Here is a 20,023-nt window from a genome sequence, read left to right on the forward strand (position 1 = left end):
GCTCCAGCAGTTGTGCGCCGAGGAACGTGGGGCCGTCTGCGATCTGGCGCATCCGCCGGCCTTCCGAGTCGCCGTGATCCATACCGCCCCGAACATCCACCGGGTAGTACTGACCAACCATCACATCGTGCTCGACGGTTGGTCACTGCCCATCCTGCTGCAGGAGATCTTCGCCGCCTATCACGGTCACCGGCTGCCTGCGGCCACCCCGTATCGCAGTTACATCAGCTGGCTGGCCGATCGCGATGTCGAGGCAGCCCATGCGGCGTGGCGCGAAGTGCTGGAAGGTTTCGACGCACCCACCCTCGTGGACCCGTCGCAGAAATCGGAGTCCGGGCCTCGGGGGGTAGCGGCACATCGCCTGTCCGCCAGGACCACCCGGGCGCTCAACGAGCTCGCGCGCTCACATCGCACCACCACCAACATCGTTCTGCAGGCTGCCTGGGCGCTACTGCTGAACTCATTGACCGGCCAGCGCGACATCGTCTTCGGCACCGTGGTCTCCGGACGGCCGGCCGAGCTGGCAGGAGCCGAGTCGATGGTGGGCCTGCTGATCAACACGGTGCCGGTCCGCGCGGACATCACCGCATCGACCACCACCACCGATCTGCTTGACCATCTCCAACGCGCTCACGCCAAGACCCTTGAGCATCAACACATCTCGCTCAGCGAGATCCACCGCATCACCGACCATGACCGGTTGTTCGACACCCTGTTCGTGTTCGAGAACTACCCGGTGGACACCGCTACGTTGTCCAGCGCCGAGGCGAGTCTGGAGATCGTCGAGTTCACCAGTCACGAATCCACCGACTATCCGCTGACGATGCAAGCGATACCCGGTGACGAACTCCGCCTGCGCCTCGAATACGACACCACCGTGTTCGACACCGCCGCCATCGAAGTTCTCACTCAGCGGCTAGAGGCGGTGCTGGAGGCGATGACGGCCGAACCTCGCCGCGCGCTCTCGGCTGTGGACCTCCTCGGCGAGGCGGAGCACGCCCGCCTCGCCGAATGGGGCAACCGGGCGGTGCTGTCCGAACTGGCACAGCCGGCGTCGGTTCCGGAGTTGTTCGCAGCACAGGTGACGCGGGCACCCGAGGCGGTGGCGCTGGTCTGTGGAGCGCGGTCGATGACATATCGCGACCTCGACGAGTCTGCGAATCGGTTGGCGCACTTGCTCGTCGCCGGGGGAGTGGGCCCGGGCCGGCGGGTTGCGGTGATGTTCCCGCGTTCGGCCGAGGCGATCGTGGCAATTCTGGCGGTGCTCAAGAGCGGCGCGGCTTATCTGCCGATCGATCCGGCGCTTCCCGAGGCACGCATCGAGTTCATGCTCACCGACGCCGCCCCGATCGCCGCGGTGACCACCGCTGCCTTGGCCGACCGCCTGAGCGGTCATGGCCTGACGATATTCGATGCGGACGATGTCGTCGCACCTGTTGCCGAAAGGCTGCCCAGCACACCGTTGGCGCCACCGGCGGCCGACGACATGGCACACCTCATCTACACGTCCGGCACCACCGGTCAGCCGAAGGGGGTGGCGGTCACCCAGCGCAACGTGGCGCAGCTTTTCGACTCGCTCGAGATCGGGGTACCGCTCGAGCCCGGACAGGTGTGGACGCAGTTCCATTCGTATGCGTTCGATTTCTCGGTGTGGGAGATCTGGGGCGCGCTGCTGCACGGTGGCCGGCTCGTGGTCGTGCCCGATGCGGTCACCCGTTCCCCCGAGGATTTCCATGCCCTGCTGGTGCGCGAAGGGGTCACGGTGTTGACCCAGACACCATCGGCGGCGGGAGTGCTTCCCGTGCAGGGCCTCGACCGCACTTCGTTGGTGATCGGAGCCGAGCCCTGCCCGCCGGAGTTGGTCGATCGGTGGGCACCGGGACGGGTGATGGTCAACGTCTACGGTCCGACCGAGACCACGATGTGGCTCTGTGCCAGCAGGCCACTGGAAGTCGGATCGGCCGGTCCGCAGATTGTCCCGATCGGCGCTCCGACCGCATGGGCAGCGTTCTTCGTCCTGGACGAGTGGCTGCGGCCGGTGCCCGCCGGCGTGGTCGGGGAGTTGTACCTGGCCGGTGCCGGCGTCGGTATCGGGTATTGGCGCCGCTCGGGTCTGACCGCATCGCGGTTCATGGCGTGCCCCTTCGGAGAGCCGGGCTCACGCATGTATCGCACCGGCGACCTGGTGCGGTGGCGAGCCGACGGGCAGTTGGACTATTTCGGTCGTGCCGACGAACAGGTCAAGATCCGCGGATACCGCATCGAACTCGGCGAGATCCAGTCTGCGCTGACCGCACTGGACGGTGTGGATCAGGCGGCGGTGGTCGCCCGGGAGGACCAGCCCGGTGACAAGCGTCTGGTCGGATACATCACCGGGACGGCGGATCCGGCCACAGCCCGCGCGGCCCTGGCCGAACGGCTACCGGGCTATATGGTTCCGGCCTCGGTCGTGGCCCTCGCCGCACTGCCGGTGACGGTGAACGGCAAGCTCGACACCCGGGCGCTGCCTGCGCCTGACTACCGCGACGTGGATCACTACCGCGCGCCGGCCGGGCCCGACGAGGAGATCCTGGCCGGGATCTACGCTCGGGTGCTGGGTGTCGAGCGGGTCGGCGCCGACGACTCGTTCTTCGATCTCGGCGGGGATTCCGTTTCGACGATGCGGCTGGTTTCGGCGATCAATGCCGCCCTGGGTACCGAACTGTCGGTGCGCACCGTATTCGAGGCACCCACGGTGGCGCAGCTGGCCCTGTGTATCGGCGAACGCCCGGGGGATCTGGCACCGCTGGTGGCCGCTGAGCGGCCCGCGGTGATTCCATTGTCGTTCGCCCAGAACCGGTTGTGGTTCATCGACCAGTTGCACGGGCCGTCCCCGGTGTACAACATGCCGGTCGGATTACGGCTTCGTGGCAAGCTCGACGCCGAAGCGTTGCGCGCCGCACTGGGCGACGTCATCGCCCGCCACGAGAGTTTGCGCACGCTGTTCGAGGCGGCCGACGGAACACCTCGCCAGGTGGTGGTCCCGGTCGACCGCGCCGACTTCGGTTGGAGTGTCGTCGATGCCACCGGTTGGGCGTCGGCTGACCTGGACGACGCCATCGCCGCGACCGTGCGCCACAGCTTCGACCTCGGCTCCGAGATCCCGTTGCAGGCAAAGGTGTTCCGTGTCGACGAGCACGATCACGTATTTGTGGCGGTGGTGCACCATATCGCCGCAGACGGCTGGTCGCTGACCCCGTTGGTGCGTGATCTGAGTGCGGCGTACGCCAGCCGGTGCTCGGGCCGCGCACCGGACTGGGCGCCACTGGCTGTGCAGTATGTCGACTACACGCTGTGGCAGCGTGTGCAGCTGGGTGAGCTCGAGGACGGTGACAGCGCGATCTCCGCTCAGCTCGCCTACTGGGAAGAAGCTCTCGCCGGCCTGCCCGAACGGCTGGCGTTACCCACCGATCGCCCCTACCCGTCCGTTGCCGATCAGCGGGGCGCGACCATCGACGTGGATTGGCCCGCCGAGTTGCAGCAGCAGGTGAGTGCGGTGGCAGGCGAGCACGGGGCAACGACCTTCATGGTGGTGCAGGCCGCCCTGCTCGCCGTGCTCTCCAAATTGAGCGCGAGTTCCGATGTGGCCGTGGGTTTCCCGATCGCAGGACGCCGGTCCCCGGCGCTCGAGGAGCTGGTCGGCTTCTTCGTGAACAACTTGGTGTTGCGCGCGGACCTTTCCGGGGACCCCACGGTGGCGGAGTTGCTGGCCCAGGTGCGCGCCCGCAGCTTGGCTGCTTTCGAACATCAGGACGTGCCGTTCGAAGTGTTGGTGGAACGGCTGAACCCGACCCGTAGCCTCAGTCACCACCCGCTGGTTCAGGTGGCATTGGCATGGCAGAACCTGTGGCAGGCCACTGGGCCCGCCGACGGGTTGAGCCTTGGCGACCTAGAGGTCAGCCCGTTGCCGGTGGACACCCAGACCGCTCGCATGGATCTGACGTTCTCGCTCGGAGAACGCTGGACTTCCGAAGGTGAGCCCGCCGGGATCGGTGGGGCAGTGGAATACCGCACCGATGTGTTCGATGCCGCCGGCGTCGAAATGCTGATCGCGCGCTGGCAGCGCGTCCTGACGGCGATGACGGCCGACACCACCCGACGGCTCTCCTCGCTCGAGCTGCTCGACGAGGCCGAGCACGCCCGGTTGGCTGATTGGGGTAACCAGGCCGTACTGACGGCTTTTGAGCCCGCGGCGGATGAGCTCTCGATTCCGGTGTTGTTCGCCGAACAGGTCGCCCGCTCGCCCGAGGCGGTGGCAATCAGTTTCGGCGACTGTCACATGACGTATCGGGAAGTCCATGAGGCGGCAACTCGGTTGGCGCACAGGCTGGTTGCCGACGGCGTGGGTCCGGGTACCTGCGTGGTCTTGCTGGCCGAGCGTTCTGCCGACGCGGTTGTATCGATGCTGGCGGTACTCACCGCCGGCGCAGCATATCTGCCGATCGACCCGGTTCTGCCCGATGCGCGAATCGAATTCATGCTTACCGATGCCGCGCCGGCGGCCGCGGTCGTCACCACTGGTCTGGCCGATCGACTCGCCGGGTGCGATGTGACGGTGATCGAGGTCGGTGACGACGCGCCGGCAGTGTCTTGGACATCGGACGGCGCCTCATTGCCGGTACCGAGCCCGGACGATATCGCCTACGTCATCTACACGTCGGGCACCACCGGCGTACCCAAGGGCGTGGCCATCACCCACCGGAACGTGATCGGGCTCCTGGGCTCCGCTGACACGTTTTTGGCCGGACAGACGTGGACGCAATGGCATTCGTATGCCTTCGACGCCTCGGTCGAGGAGATCTGGGGCGCGTTGCTGCACGGCGGCCGGCTGGTGGTTGTTCCCGAGTCGGTGGCCCGGTCGCCCGAAGACCTGCAAACACTGCTCGTCGCCGAGCAGGTCGGCGTGCTGAGCCAGACCCCATCCGCGGTTGCCCTGCTGTCGCCTGATCGGCTCGGGCCGGTGTCGTTGTTGGTGGCGGGTGAGGCCTGCCCGGCGGAGTTGGTGGAGCGCTGGGCACCCGGACGTACGATGGTGAACGCCTACGGTCCCACCGAGACCACGATATGTGCCTCCAGGACGGCACCATTGACGCCCGAAACAGGCGCCCCGTCGATCGGTGTGCCGATTGCGGGTGCGGCGCTGTTCGTGCTCGACGGAGCGTTGCGCCGGGTGCCGCCTGGAGTGGTGGGAGAGTTGTACGTGGCCGGCCGCGGCGTGGGTGTCGGCTATCTGGGCCAGGCGAATCTGACCGGAACCCGCTTTGTGGCTTGCCCGTTCGGTGCTCCGGGGGCGCGCATGTACCGTACCGGCGATCTGGTGCACTGGGACGCCGACGGGCAGCTGCGCTACGTGGGTCGTGCTGATGAGCAGGTCAAGATCCGCGGGTATCGCATCGAACTCGGTGAGATCCAGGCGGTTCTGGCCGCACTGGACGGTGTCGAGCAGGCGGCCGTGATCGCTCGCGCAGATCGCCCGGGCGACAAACGACTGGTCGGCTATGTGACCGGCACCGCGGATCCGGCCAAGCTGCGCACCCAACTGGCCGAACAACTGCCTGTCTATATGGTTCCCGCTGCGGTGGTCACATTACCGACGTTGCCGTTGACACCGAACGGCAAGCTGAACATCCGAGCCCTTCCCGCACCCGAGTACCAGGACATCGACCGCTACCGTGCCCCAGGCAACGTAACCGAAGAGATTCTGGCCGGGATCTACGCCACCGTACTGGGTGTGGAGCGAGTAGGGGTCGACGACTCCTTCTTCGACCTGGGCGGGGATTCGCTGTCGGCGATGCGATTGGTCGCCGCGATCAACACCACCCTCGACACCGGTCTCGCAGTGCGCGTCTTGTTCGAGGCGCCCACGGTGGCGCAACTGGCGCCCCACATCGGTGACCAAGAGGCTCGCCTGGATCCGCTGGTGGCCGGAGAACGTCCCGCGGTGATCCCGCTGTCGTTCGCCCAGTCCCGGTTGTGGTTCCTCGACCAATTGCAGGGCCCGTCACCGGTTTACAACATGGCGACAGCCTTGCGGATCCGCGGCGGCCTGGATTCCGATGCGCTGGGTGTTGCACTCGCCGACGTGGTGGCCCGGCATGAAAGCCTGCGCACCGTGTTCCCGGCAGTCGACGGGATACCGCGTCAGTCGGTGTTGGCGCTCGAGGCCGCACAGTTCGGCTGGGTCGTCGTCGATGCCGCCGGCTGGACAGCGGACAGGTTGCACGACGCGATCGCCGCGGCCGCGCAGCACACTTTCGATCTGTCCACCGAAATACCGCTGCGGGCAAAACTTTTCCGCCTTGCCGAAGACGAACATGTGCTGGCTGCGGTGGTGCACCATATCGCCGCCGATGCTTGGTCGCTGACCCCACTGGTGCTCGACCTCGGTGTGGCCTACTCCGCCCGAAGTGCCGGGCAGGCCCCCGCCTGGTCTGATCTGACCGTCCAGTACGTCGATTACACGCTGTGGCAACGCGCACAGTTCGGCGACTTCGACGACAGCCGGAGCCGTATCGCCAAGCAACTGGCCTACTGGCAGGATGCACTGGCCGGTATGCCGGAGCGGGTGGAACTGCCCACCGTCCGGCCCTATCCGCCGACGGCGGACCAGCGCGGGGCCATCGTCACCGTGGATTGGCCGGCAGAACTGCAGCAGCAGGTCGCCCGTGTGGCCCGTGAGCACAATGCGACCAGCTTCATGGTGATTCAAGCGGGGCTGTTGACCCTGCTCTCGAAGCTCAGCGGAAGTTCCGATGTGGCAGTCGGTTTCCCCATCGCTGGGCGCCGTGACCCCGCACTCGACGAACTCATCGGATTCTTCGTCAACACTCTGGTGTTGCGCGCCGATCTGGGCGGAAACCCGACGGTCGCGGAACTCTTGGCGCAGGTGCGGTCCCGCAGTCTGGCAGCCTATGACCACCAGGATGTGCCGTTCGAGGTGCTCGTCGAGCGGCTCAACCCGACGCGTTCCCTGACCCATCACCCCCTGATCCAGGTGGCGCTGGGCTGGCAGAACGTACCCGGCCAGTCCACCGGCGGCCTTGCTCTCGGTGATCTCGAGGTCAGCCAGATGCCCGCGGACACCCACACCGCACGCATGGATCTGAGCTTCTCCCTGGCCGAACGGTGGACCCAGACCGGGGCTCCGGCCGGAATCGGCGGAACGGTGGAGTTCCGCACCGACGTGTTCGACACGGCGACCATCGAAACGATGCTCGGCCGGTTCGAGCTGCTGTTGTCGGCGATGACGGCCGATACCGACCGGGCGCTGTCCTCGATCGACCTGCTCGGCGCCGCCGAGCACGCGCACCTCGACGCCGTCGGCAACCGGGCGGCGCTGGCCGCGACGGTGCCTGCAGATCCGTTGTCGGTCCCAGCGTTGTTCACCGCCGAGGTGAATCGCGCACCCGAGGCCGTCGCGGTCACGTTCGACGGCCGATCCCTGACCTACCGCGCGCTCGACGAGGCCGCAAACCGTTTGGCGCACTTCCTCATCGGTCAGGGTGCGGGACCGGGCAGCTGTGTGGCCGTGCTGCTCGAGCGTTCTGCCGATGCCGTTGTAGCGATGCTGGCGGTACTGAAGGCCGGGGCCGCGTACCTGGCGATCGATCCCGCACTGCCTGCGGCCCGAATCGATTTCATGCTCGCCGACGCCGCACCGGTCGCCGCGGTCACGACCAGCCCTCTGGCCGGCCGGCTGGACGGCCGTGGCCTGTGCGCGATCGATGTCCACGACCCGGCGATTGCGGACCAGCCCGACACCGCACCCGCGGAACCGCTACCCGAGGACATCGCCTACCTCATCTACACGTCGGGAACCACCGGTGTTCCCAAGGGGGTGGCGGTCAGCCATCAGAATCTGGCTCACCTGGCCCGGTCCACCCCCGAGCAGCTGCCGACGAATCCGGTATGGACGCAGTGCCATTCGTACGCGTTCGACTTCTCGGTATGGGAGATCTGGGCCGCGCTGCTGGGAGGGGCACGTCTGGTCGTCGTGCCCGAGTCGGTGGTGAGCTCACCCGACGAGTTCCACGAGCTGCTCGTCCGCGAACAGGTGAACGTGCTGACCCAGACCCCGTCGGCGGCGGGGGCACTGTCCCCGGAGGGACTGGAATCGGTGGCGCTGCTGCTCGGTGGTGAAGCCTGCCCGGGTGAGGTGGTCGACCGCTGGGCCCCTGGCCGGCTCGTGATCAACGCCTATGGCCCCACCGAGATCACGGTGTATGCGTCGATGAGTGCGCCTCTGAAACCAGGATCGGGCGCGGCACCGATCGGGGCTCCGGTCCCGACATCGGCGTTGTTCGTACTCGACCAGTGGTTGCGTCCGGTGCCTCCCGGGGTGGCGGGGGAGCTCTACGTGGCCGGCGCGGGTGTTGCGGTTGGCTACCTGGGCCGCTCAGGTTTGACTGCCACGCGGTTCGTGGCGTGTCCGTTCGGGGAACCGGGGCAGCCCGCAATACGGATGTACCGCACCGGAGATCTCGTCAGCTGGCGCGCCGACGGGCAGCTGCAATACCTTGGCCGTGCCGACGACCAGGTCAAGATCCGCGGGTATCGGATCGAGCTCGGCGAGGTACAGGCCGCGTTGGGTGCGTTGGACGGTGTCGAGCAGGCGGTGGTGATCGCCCGCGAAGACCACCCGGGGATCAAGCGGCTGGTCGGCTACGTAACCCACGATGCGTCCGGCTCGGCCGAGCCGGTGGGCCTCCGAAACATGTTGGCGGACCGGCTTCCGCCCTACATGATTCCGGCGGCCATCGTGGTCCTGGGGGCGTTGCCGTTGACCGTCAACGGCAAACTCGACGTCCGGGCCTTACCGGCACCGGACTATCAAGACGCCGGCCAGTACCGCGCTCCCGAGACGGCCGTCGAGGAGATCCTCGCCGGAATCTTCGCCGAAGTTCTCGGACTGGAGCGGATCGGCGTGGACGACTCGTTCTTCGACCTCGGCGGCGACAGCATCCTTTCCATGCAGGTCGTCGCGAGAGCCAGGGCGTGTGGCGTGATGTGCAGGCCTCGTGACATTTTCGTCGAGCAGACCGTCGCCCGACTGGCGCAAGTGGCAGGCGTGGCAGACGATGATGCCGGCCCTGTCGACGAGGGTGTCGGTCCGGTGAAGCCGACCCCGATCATGCGGTGGCTGGAAGAGGTGGACCGCGAGGGCCGGCCGGTCGATCAGTTCAACCAGACGGTGGTGGTGCAGGCTCCGGCCGGGGTCACCGAGTCCGATGTCGAGACGGTACTGGCGGCCCTGCTCGATCGGCATGCCATGTTGCGTCTGCGTGCTGAAGATGCCGGGACCGGCAACTGGTCGCTCGTGGTACCCGAGAAGGGTTCGGTACGAGCACATCTGGACTCGGCCGACGCCGTCTCCGACGAGGCACTGATCGCAGCCCGGTCGCGGTTGAACCCGGCGGCGGGCGAGATGGTCAGCGCGCTGTGGGTGGCCACCACCGGCCAGCTGGTGCTGACGGTCCATCACCTGGCCATCGATGCGGTGTCCTGGCGAATTCTGCTCGAGGACCTCAACATCGCCTGGGCACAACATTGTCAGGGGCAGCCGATCGTATTGCCCACCGCCGGGACCTCATTCGCGCAGTGGGCGACACTGCTGGAGGAGCACGCCCGCTCGGCGGCAGTGGTGGGTCAGGCCGACGCCTGGCGACGAGTACTGGCGGCCCCGTCGGCGCTGCCCGCGGTCCGACCCGAACTCGATACATACGAAACCGCAGGTCATCTCACCACATCGCTGGATGCCGCGACGACGCGTGTGCTGCTTGGAGAAGCGCCGGCCGCATTCCACGCCGGAGTGCAGGACATCCTGCTGATCGCCTACGGCATGGCGTTGACCGAATTCCTCGGTGTGACCTTGCCGGTCACCATCGACGTCGAGGGCCACGGCCGTAGCGAGGAACTGGGTGCGAGCGTCGACCTGTCCCGAACGGTCGGGTGGTTCACCACCAAGTACCCGGTGACCCTGACCATGACGGGCGAACCGGAAGGCCAACGGGGCAGGCTGCCGTGGTCCGATGTGGTGGCCGGTGGTCCGGCACTGGGCCGCGTCATCAAGGACGCCAAGGAACAACTGCGTGCCCTGCCCGACGGAATGACCTACGGTCTCCTGCGTTACCTGAACCCCGATGTCGACCTGTTCGGGGCCGACCCGGCTGTCGGGTTCAATTATCTCGGCAGAGTGGGTTCCGCCGGTCCAGTCCCGTCGGAGGCGGCTGCGGATCTGTGGCGGCCCAGCAGTGACGGGGCGGCGGTCGCATCCGTTGCCTCAGCCATCCCCATGCCGCTGGGCCATACGGTCGAACTCAACGCGAGCACCGCTGAAACCGAGTCCGGCCCAAGTCTTCACGCCTCGTGGACGTGGGCCCCCTCGGCCCTGGGCGAGGACCAGGTCAGCCGGCTGGGTCAACTCTGGTTCGAGGCGCTGACCGGAATCTGTGCGTACGTCGGCGCCGGTGGCGGAGGCCTCACGCCATCTGACATCGTGCCGGCCGATCTCACCCAGCCCCAGATCGACGAGCTGACCGAACATCACCGGGTCGCCGACATCCTGCCGCTGACACCGCTGCAGCGGGGGCTCCTGTTCCAGGCCAATGCCACAAGGAACAATGATGACGACGTCTACGCCATGCAGCTGGACATCACCATCACCGGACCCCTGGATCCGCTGCGGTTGCGTGAGGCGGTGCGCGCCGTGGTCAACCGGCACCCCAACTTGGCAGCCCGGTTCGACAAGCGATTCGACGAGCCGGTCCAGATCATCCCGGCCGACGCCACGGTGCCCTGGCAGTACCTCGACATGGCCACGGGCACAGTGACGCTCGACGAGCAGGTGGCACAGGTGTGCGCCGCCGAACGCGCCTCGGTCTGCGATCTCGTGCACCAAACGGCGTTCCGCACCGCCTTGATCAAGACCTCGGACAGCGAGCACCGGTTCGTCATGACCTATCACCACATCGTGCTCGACGGTTGGTCACTGCCGATCCTGTTGCAGGAGATCTTCGCCGGCTACTACGGGCAGCGCCTTCCCGCTGCCGCGCCGTACCGGAATTTCGTGGCATGGATGGCCGATCGGGATGTCGCGGCCGCCAACACTGCCTGGCGCGATGTCCTCGCCGGCTTTGCCACCCCGACCCTGGTCGCACCCGGTCGGGCAACACCGGGACGACGCGCCACCGAGACGTTCCGGCTGCCCGCCGAGACGACCCGGGCCGTCACCGAGCTCGCACGCGCCCAACACACCACCGCCAACACCGTCTTGCAGGCTGCGTGGGCCCAGGTGCTCATGTGGCTCACCGGCCAGCACGACGTCACCTTCGGTGTCGCGGTATCGGGCCGGTCGGCCGAAGTGGCAGGAGCGGATTCGATGGTGGGACTGCTGATCAATACCGTGCCGGTTCGCGCCACCATCACACCCGACACCACCATCGCCGGCCTGCTCGACGAACTGCAACGCCACCACAGCGACACCCTCGATCACCAGCATCTGGCGCTCAGCGAGATTCATCGTGCCGTGGGGCAGGATCAGCTGTTCGACACGCTGTTCGTCTATCAGAACTACCCGGTGGAGACAGTGGCGTCGTCGATGGCCGACGGTCTGGCCATCACCGCGGTCAACGGACGCGAATACAACCACTACCCGCTGACGATGCAAGCGATGCCAGGTACCGAACTGGTTCTGCGGGTCGAATTCGACACCGACGTGTTCACGGCGAAACGCGTGAACAAGGTCGTCGCGCGGTTCCGGCGGGTGCTGGACGCCATGACCGGGGAGGAACCGCGATCGTGACTGCCGAGGCCAACCGGCGACTGTTGTCGATGGATCTCGATGACGACGATGAACTCGAGGAACTCGACGGCTGGGGTAACCGGTCCGCCCTGACCGAGACGACGCCACAGACGGGGACGATTCCGGAGTTGTTTTCCGAGCAGGTGACTCGGGATCCCAGGGCAGTGGCGGTCAGCTTCGACGGAAGCCACATCACGTACGGCGACCTCGATGAGGCCGCCAATCGGTTGGCGCACCTGCTGATCGAACGTGGCGTCAGGCCGGGCCACCGGGTGGCCCTGTTGTTCTCCCGATCGATCGAGGCCGTCGTGGCCGTCATGGGTGTGCTGAAAACCGGCGCGGCTTATGTGCCGATCGACCCGGTGGTTCCTGATGCCCGGGTGGAGTTCGTGGTTGCCGATTCCGGGCCGGTGGCCGCGGTGACCACCGCCGATCTCGCCGATCGCCTTGACGGACATGGCTTTCCGGTGATCGCTGTCGACGACGCCGTGGCGGACACTCAGCCCGTCGCCGCGCCGCGACTCGTGGCAGCACCTGATGACGTCGCATATCTGATCTACACGTCGGGCACCACCGGTGTGCCCAAGGGCGTGGCGATCCCGCACCGAAATGTCACCCGCCTGCTGGGCGCGATCGATCGAGATGTGATGTTGTCCGCCGGCCAGGTGTGGACACAGTGTCATTCGTTGGCGTTCGACTTCTCGGTGTGGGAGATCTTCGGCGCCCTGCTCCACGGCGGACGGTTGGTGGTGGTGCCCGAATCCGTGACACGCTCGGCTGAGGAGCTCCACACCCTGTTGATCGCCGAGCAGGTCAGCGTTTTGAGTCAGACGCCGTCGGCGTTCTACGCGCTGCAAGCCGTGGAGAAGGGGCAGACCGACTTCAGCCGCCAAACCACGGCACTCGAGGTTGTCGTGTTCGGCGGTGAGGCGCTCGAACCGCCTCGGCTCGCACCATGGTTGGACCGCCACCCGGTATCGCCGCGATTGATCAACATGTACGGGATCACCGAGACGACGGTGCATGCCTCGTTCCGTGAGATCACCGCCGCCGATGTGGGCCGCGCGGTCAGTCCGATCGGTGTGCCGCTGGCTGATCTGGCGTTCTTCGTGCTCGATGATTGGTTGCGCCCGGTGCCTGCGGGTGCGATGGGTGAGTTGTATGTCGCCGGTGCGGGTTTGGGCTACGGCTACGTGGAGCGGGCGCCGTTGACCGCGACACGGTATGTGGCGTGCCCTTTCGGTCCTCCGGGCAGGCCCGCAACCCGGATGTACCGCACCGGGGATCTGGTCAGTTGGGGTGCCGACGGGCAGTTGCAGTATCTGGGCCGTGCCGATGAGCAGGTCAAGATCCGCGGGTATCGCATCGAACTCGGTGAGATCCAAGCTGCTTTGATGGCGTTGGACGGTGTCGATCAGGCGGTGGTGATCGCCCGTGAGGACCGGCCCGGGGACAAGCGTCTGGTCGGCTACACCACGGGGCCGGGCGATCCCGCCGCATTGCGTGACGCACTGGGGGAGAAGCTGCCGCCCTACATGGTGCCCACGGCCATCGTTGCCATCGAGACCGTTCCGCTGACGGTCAACGGCAAGCTCGACAAGAAGGCCTTGCCCGCACCGGAATACCAGCACGGCGATGACTACCGGGCCCCGTCGACTCCGACCGAGGAGATGGTGGCCGGCATCTACGCCGAGATCCTCGGCCTGGACCGCGTCGGCGTCGACGACTCCTTTTTCGAACTCGGCGGGGATTCGCTGCAGGCCATGCGCCTGGTGGCCGCGCTCAACCGAACCCTGGACGCCGGGCTTGAAGAGCGGGTCATCTTCGATGCTCCGACGGTGGCGGAATTGGTGCTTCGCATCGGTGACGGTGCCGGGAACCAGCAGCCATTGCTGGCGGGTGAACGCCCGGAGATGATGCCCCTGTCGTTCGCGCAGAGCCGGTTGTGGTTCATCGACCAATTGCAGGGCCCCTCACCGGTGTACAACCTGGCGGCGGGGCTGCGTCTCACCGGCTCGCTCGATGTCGATGCGCTGGGCATGGCGATTGCCGACCTCTTGGAGCGGCACGAGAGCCTGCGCACCTTGTTCCCGACGGTCGAGGGGACTCCTCATCAGCTGATCGCCGCCGCGGACCAGACCGGGTTCAGCTGGAAGGTCGTCGATGCCTGCGGATGGCCGGCAGCCCGGTTACAAGAAGCCGTCGAAGACACCGCGCGGCACGGATTCGACCTGGGTGCCGAGATCCCCTTCCTGGCACGGATTTTCCGTGTCACCGACGACGAGCATGTGCTGGTGGTCGTGGTGCACCACATCGCCGCCGACGGGTGGTCGATCACCCCGCTGGTGACCGATCTGGCTGTGGCCTACGCCGATCGGTGCGCTGGGCACGCACCTGGCTGGGAACCGTTGGCGGTCCAGTACGCGGATTACACGTTGTGGCAACGGGCCCAGCTGGGCGATCTGGAAGACAGTGACAGCCGGATTTCGCAGCAACTGAGATTCTGGACCGATGCCCTGGCGGGCATGCCCGAATGCGTGGCGTTGCCGACCGACCGTCCGTACCCCATGGTGGCCGAGCAACAGGGTGACCGAATCGATGTCGAGTGGCCGGCAGATGTGCAGCAGCGGGTTGCTCGCCTGGCCCGTGATCACAACGCGACCAAGTTCATGGTCCTCCAAGCGGCGCTGCTGACCCTGTTGTCGAAGCTGAGCTCCAGTTCTGATGTGGCGGTGGGCTTCCCGATCGCCGGGCGTCGTGATCCCGCCCTCGACGATCTGGTCGGGTTCTTCGTCAACACGTTGGTGCTGCGTGTGGATCTGGCGGGCGACCCGACGGTCAGCGAGGTGCTGGCTCAAGTACGTGCCAACAGTCTCGGCGCCTTCGAACACCAGGATGTGCCGTTCGAAGTGCTCGTCGAACGACTCAACCCGACCCGGTCGCTGACCCATCACCCCCTTGTGCAGGTGATGATGGCCTGGCAGAACGTCCCCGGCCAGGCCGGCGGCTCCGGCGACGGATTGGCACTCGGAGATCTGCAGGCCACCCCGCTGCCATTGGACACGCACACCGCCCGCACGGACCTGTCGTTCTCCCTGGCGGAACGTTGGACTGAAACCGGCCAGGCCGCAGGGATTTCCGGGACGGTGGAGTACCGCACCGACGTGTTCGACGCGTCGACGATCGAAGCCCTGGTCGCCCGGTTATACCGCGTGCTGGAGGCGATGGCGGCCGACCCGGCCCGCCGGCTGTCGGCAATCGACGTGCTCGATGCCGACGAACAGGTGCACCTGTACACGGTGGGCAACCGGGCGGCGCTGACCAGCCCTGCGCCGCAGGCGGGCTCGATCCCGGCCTTGTTCGGCACCCAGGTGGCACGTGCTGCCGATGCGCCGGCGGTCAGCTTCGGCGGAAGCCACATCACCTACGGAGATCTCGATCGGGCCGCGAACCGACTGGCGCACTTGCTGATCGAGCGTGGCGCCGGCCCGGGGCAGCGGGTAGCGGTGCTGTTGTCCCGGTCGGTCGAGGCCGTGGTGGCGATCATGGGCGTGCTGAAAACCGGTGCGGCGTATGTGCCGATCGACCCCGCGGTGCCCGATTCGCGGCTGGATTTCGTGCTCGCCGACTCCCAGCCGGTCGTGGCGGTCACCACCGAGGATCTGACCGGCCGTCTGGCCGGGCATTCCGTGACGGTCATCGCTGTCGACGACGCCGCGGTGGCGGGGCAGGCCGACAGTCCGCCGCACCTCGGTCCCACGCCGGACGACATCGCGTATGTGATCTACACGTCGGGCACCACGGGTGTACCCAAGGGCGTGGCGATCCCGCACCGCAACGTGATTCGGCTGTTGCAGGCGCTGGACGCGGACCTGGAGTTGTCGTCTGGCCAGGTGTGGACACAGAGTCATTCGTTGGCGTTCGACTTCTCGGTGTGGGAGATCTTCGGCGCGCTGGTACACGGCGGCCGGCTGGTGGTGGTATCCGATTCGGTGGCGCGGTCTCCCGAGGATTTCCACGCTCTGTTGGTCCACGAACGAGTCAGCGTGTTGAGTCAGACGCCATCGGCGTTCTATGCGCTGCAAACCGCGGACGAGTTGTCACCGGCGTCCGGGTCTGAGCTGGAACTTGAGCTGGTCGTCTTCGGTGGCGAGGCGCTGGACCCGACACGGCTGGCCGAGTGGCTGGAAGACCACCCGGTGCTACCACGATTGATCAACATGTACGGGATCACCGAGACGACGGTGCATGCCTCGTTCCGTGAGATCACCGCCGCCGACGTGAGCCGCGCGGTCAGTCCGATCGGTGTGCCGCTCAAGCACCTGGCCTTTTTCGTGCTGGATCGCTGGATGCGTCCGGTGCCGGTCGGCGTGGTGGGTGAGTTGTATGTCGCCGGTGCGGGTTTGGCTGTCGGGTACGTGGGCCGGGCCGGCTTGAGCGCGTCACGGTTCGTGGCCTGTCCGTTCGCTCCGCCGGGACACCGGATGTATCGCACCGGGGACCTGGTGTCCTGGAACTCCGACGGGCAGTTGCAGTATCTGGGCCGTGCCGATGAGCAGGTCAAGATCCGTGGTTATCGCATCGAACTCGGTGAGATCCAGGCCGCTTTGATGGCGTTGGACGGTGTCGAGCAGGCGGTGGTGATCGCCCGTGAGGACCGGCCCGGGGACAAGCGTCTGGTCGGCTACCTCACCGGCACCGCAGATCCGCTGGCGACCCGCGTGGCGCTGGGGGACCGGCTCCCGTCCTACATGGTGCCCACCGCCGTCGTCGCGATCGACGCACTGCCCCTCACGGTCAACGGCAAACTCGATGTTCGCGCGTTGCCCGCGCCCGAATACCAGGACGTCGATCACTATCGCGCCCCGGCCACGCCCGTCGAGGAGATCCTGGCCGGCATCTTCGCCCAAGTCCTCGGATTGGACCAGGTCGGTGTCGACGACTCGTTCTTCGACCTTGGCGGCGACAGTATTTCGGCGATCCAGGTGATCTGGCGCGCGCACAGTGCCGGACTCACCGGTCGCCCACGCGATATCTTCGTCCAGCAGACGGTGGCCCGCCTGGCGCGGGTGGTCAGGTTGGCCGACAGCTCCGGCACGGCGATCGACGACGGGCTCGGACCGGTGGTGGCGACCCCGATCATGCGCTGGCTCAAGAGCCTGGAAACCGCCGACGGCCCGATCGACGAGTTCAACCAGACTGTGGTGCTGCAGGCCCCGGCCGGGGCCGGCGAGGATGACGTCGTAATCCTGTTGCAGGCCTTGCTCGATCGCCACGGCATGCTCCGCTTGCGGGCCGAGGACGACGGAGCGGGCGGATGGTCGATGAGTGTGCCTGAAGCCAACACGGTGGACGCCCGCGGGTGTCTGCAGACGATGGACCTGTTGACCGAAGACGCCCTGGCGGCGGCCCGCTCGCGGTTGAACCCAGCAGCCGGGACGATGCTGTGCGCGGTGTGGTGCTCTGCCACGGGCCAACTGGCGCTGGTGGTCCACCATCTGGCCATCGACGGCGTGTCGTGGCGAATTGTTTTGGAAGACCTGAACATCGCCTGGACCCAGCACCGCGGCGGGCAACCGGTGCTGTTGCCGCCGGCGGGTACGTCGTTCACCGGCTGGGCGAATCGACTCGCCGAACATGCGCGCCATCCCGATGTGGTCGGCCAGGCCGGCGCTTGGCGCCAGGTGACCGCGGTCCCCGCCGCGTTGCCGGCGCCGCAACCCGCCGAGGATACGTTCGCCACGGCCGGATATCTGACCGAGTTCCTGGACGCCGAGACCACCCACATGCTGCTCGGCGATGTGCCTGCGGCATTTCATGCCGGGGTACACGAGATCCTGTTGATCGCCTTCGGTTTGGCGTGGGCGCAGTACCTGGGCACCGGTGGCGCGCCGATCGCGTTCGATGTGGAGGGGCACGGCCGCCACGAGGAATTGGACGGCGGTGGTGACACCGACATCGACCTGTCGCGCACGGTGGGATGGTTCACCACGAAGTACCCGGTGTCGCTGAGCTTTGGCGGCCGTGGCGGAGGGCTGCGCTGGACACAGGTGGTGGCCGGCGATGCCGCGCTTGGTGCGGTGATCAAAGACGCCAAAGAACAACTTCGAGCGCTGCCGGACGGTCTGACCTATGGTCTGCTGCGCTATCTCAACCCGGATGTGGACCTGCCCGGCGCCGATCCCGTCATCGGCTTCAACTACCTCGGACGGCTGGGATCCCCGGCAGCCTATGCGTCCGGTGACGTGTGGCGCTTCAGCCAGGAAGGCCTGTCGTTGACCGGTGCTGCCGGGGCGATGCCCATCGCGTTGGCGCATTCGGTGGAGCTCAATGCCGTCACGATCGACACCGACACCGGCCCGCATCTGAACGCCACCTGGACATGGGCACCCACCGCGCTGGACCGCACGGCCGTCACCCGGATCAGCCGGCTGTGGTTCGACGCCTTGGCAGGAATCTGCGCCCATGTCAGGCGAGGTGGTGGCGGGCTGACACCGTCGGACATCGCCCCGGCCCGGCTGAGCCAGCAGCAGATCGACACCCTGCACGCCGACGGACCGATCGCCGACGTGCTGCTCCTGACGCCATTGCAGCAGGGGCTGCTGTACCACGCCGGCATCGCGAACAGCTCCGGCGACGATGTCTATGCGGTGCAGTTGGATCTGGCGTTGAGCGGCCCGCTCGACGTGCACCGGCTGCGGGACGCCGTGCAGGCGGTGGTCGGCAGACATCCGCATCTGGCTGCCCGATTCTGCCCGCAATTCGAACAACCGGTGCAGGTCATTCCCGCAGAGCCGGTGGCACCTTGGCGGTATATCACGTTGGACACCAACGGGATTGGCATCGCCGATCAGATCGAGGAGATCTGCGCGGCCGAACGCGCGGCTGTGTGCGACCTGGAGAATCAGCCTGCGTTCCGGGCCGTCTTGATCCGTATCGCGGACAACCGGCACCAATTCGTGCTGACCAATCACCACATCGTTCTGGACGGCTGGTCGATGCCGATCCTGATGCAGGAGATCTTCGCCGGATACCAAGGGCTGCGGTTGCCCGCGGCGTCGCCGTATCGCAGCTTCATGACGTGGCTGGCCGAACGCGACCACCACGCCGCCCGGGCAGCATGGCGCGAGGTGCTGGACGGATTCGACACGCCGATCCTGGTCGGGCCGCCGCAGCGGCTGCGGTTCGGGGAGCGTTGCGTCGACTCGTATCGGGTGCCCGCGAAAACCACGCGCGCGCTCACCAAGCTGGCGCGTTCGCATCACACCACCGTCAACGTGGTGTTGCAGGGCGCCTGGGCGCTCCTGCTCAGTTCACTGACCGGCCAGTCGGACGTCGCGTTCGGCACTGTCGTGTCGGGCAGGTCTGCCGAGGTCGACGGCGCAGATTCGATGGTCGGCCTGCTGATCAACACCGTGCCGGTGCGGGCCACTTTCACCCCGGCCACCACCACCGTCGATCTGCTCGAGCAGCTGCAGCGGACCCACAACGACACGCTCGACCACCAGCACGTGGCGCTCAGCGACATCCATCGCATCACCGGCCAGGACACGCTGTTCGACACCGTCTTCGTCTATGAGAACTATCCGACCGAGGGAGGCGCACAACCCGGTGGTGACGGGCTGGTCATCACCGGTTTCAGCAGCCGGGACTACTACCACTACCCGATCGCGGTGCAAGCCGGGCCGGGCCGCGAGCTGGAGCTTCGCGTCCAGTACGACACCGACGTGTTCGACAGGGAAACGATCGCGGCACTGATGGAGCGGTTCAAGAAGGTGCTGGCGGAGATGACGGCACATCCGGGGCGCCGCCTGTCGTCCTTCGACCTGCTCAAAGGCTCGGCACAGCCACGGCTGGCCTGGGCCCGCGGGGCGCAGCCCGAGCGCGCGGCGTTGCCGGCACCCGAACCCGGTGCGAACAGCGATGCGTACCGCCCGCCGGCCACCTTGATCGAGCAGATCGTGGCCAGCATCTACGCCGAGGTACTGGGCGTGGACCGGGTCGGGGTAGAGGAGTCGTTCTTCGAGTTGGGCGGCGATTCGATTTCTGCGATGCGTGCCATCGCCGCGATAAACGGCGCGCTCGACGTCGAGCTCACGGTTCTCACGTTGTTCGAATCCCCGTCCGTCCGCGAATTGGCCCAGCAATTGGAGACCACACCTGCTCAATAGGGCGGCGGCAGGG

Annotated in this window: 2 protein-coding genes (1 of these 2 only partly in view); both read left to right on the forward strand. The window is 66.8% G+C overall.

What is annotated here, in order from left to right:
- Nucleotides 1-11,839: the end of a non-ribosomal peptide synthase/polyketide synthase gene (locus E0T84_RS03470; RefSeq protein WP_249383560.1), read on the forward strand. It extends 12,617 nt beyond the left edge of the window; only the last 11,839 of its 24,456 coding nucleotides appear in the window; its start codon lies off the left edge, out of view; it ends in the stop codon at nucleotides 11,837-11,839.
- Entirely contained in the window at nucleotides 11,836-20,010 is an 8,175-nt protein-coding gene (locus E0T84_RS03475) for a non-ribosomal peptide synthetase (protein ID WP_249383561.1), read from the forward strand. The genes E0T84_RS03470 and E0T84_RS03475 overlap by 4 nt, the downstream gene beginning before the upstream one ends.
- Nucleotides 20,011-20,023 lie beyond the last annotated feature (13 nt).

This window comes from Mycobacterium sp. DBP42 (genome assembly GCF_005924235.1).
Lineage (GTDB): Bacteria > Actinomycetota > Actinomycetes > Mycobacteriales > Mycobacteriaceae > Mycobacterium > Mycobacterium syngnathidarum.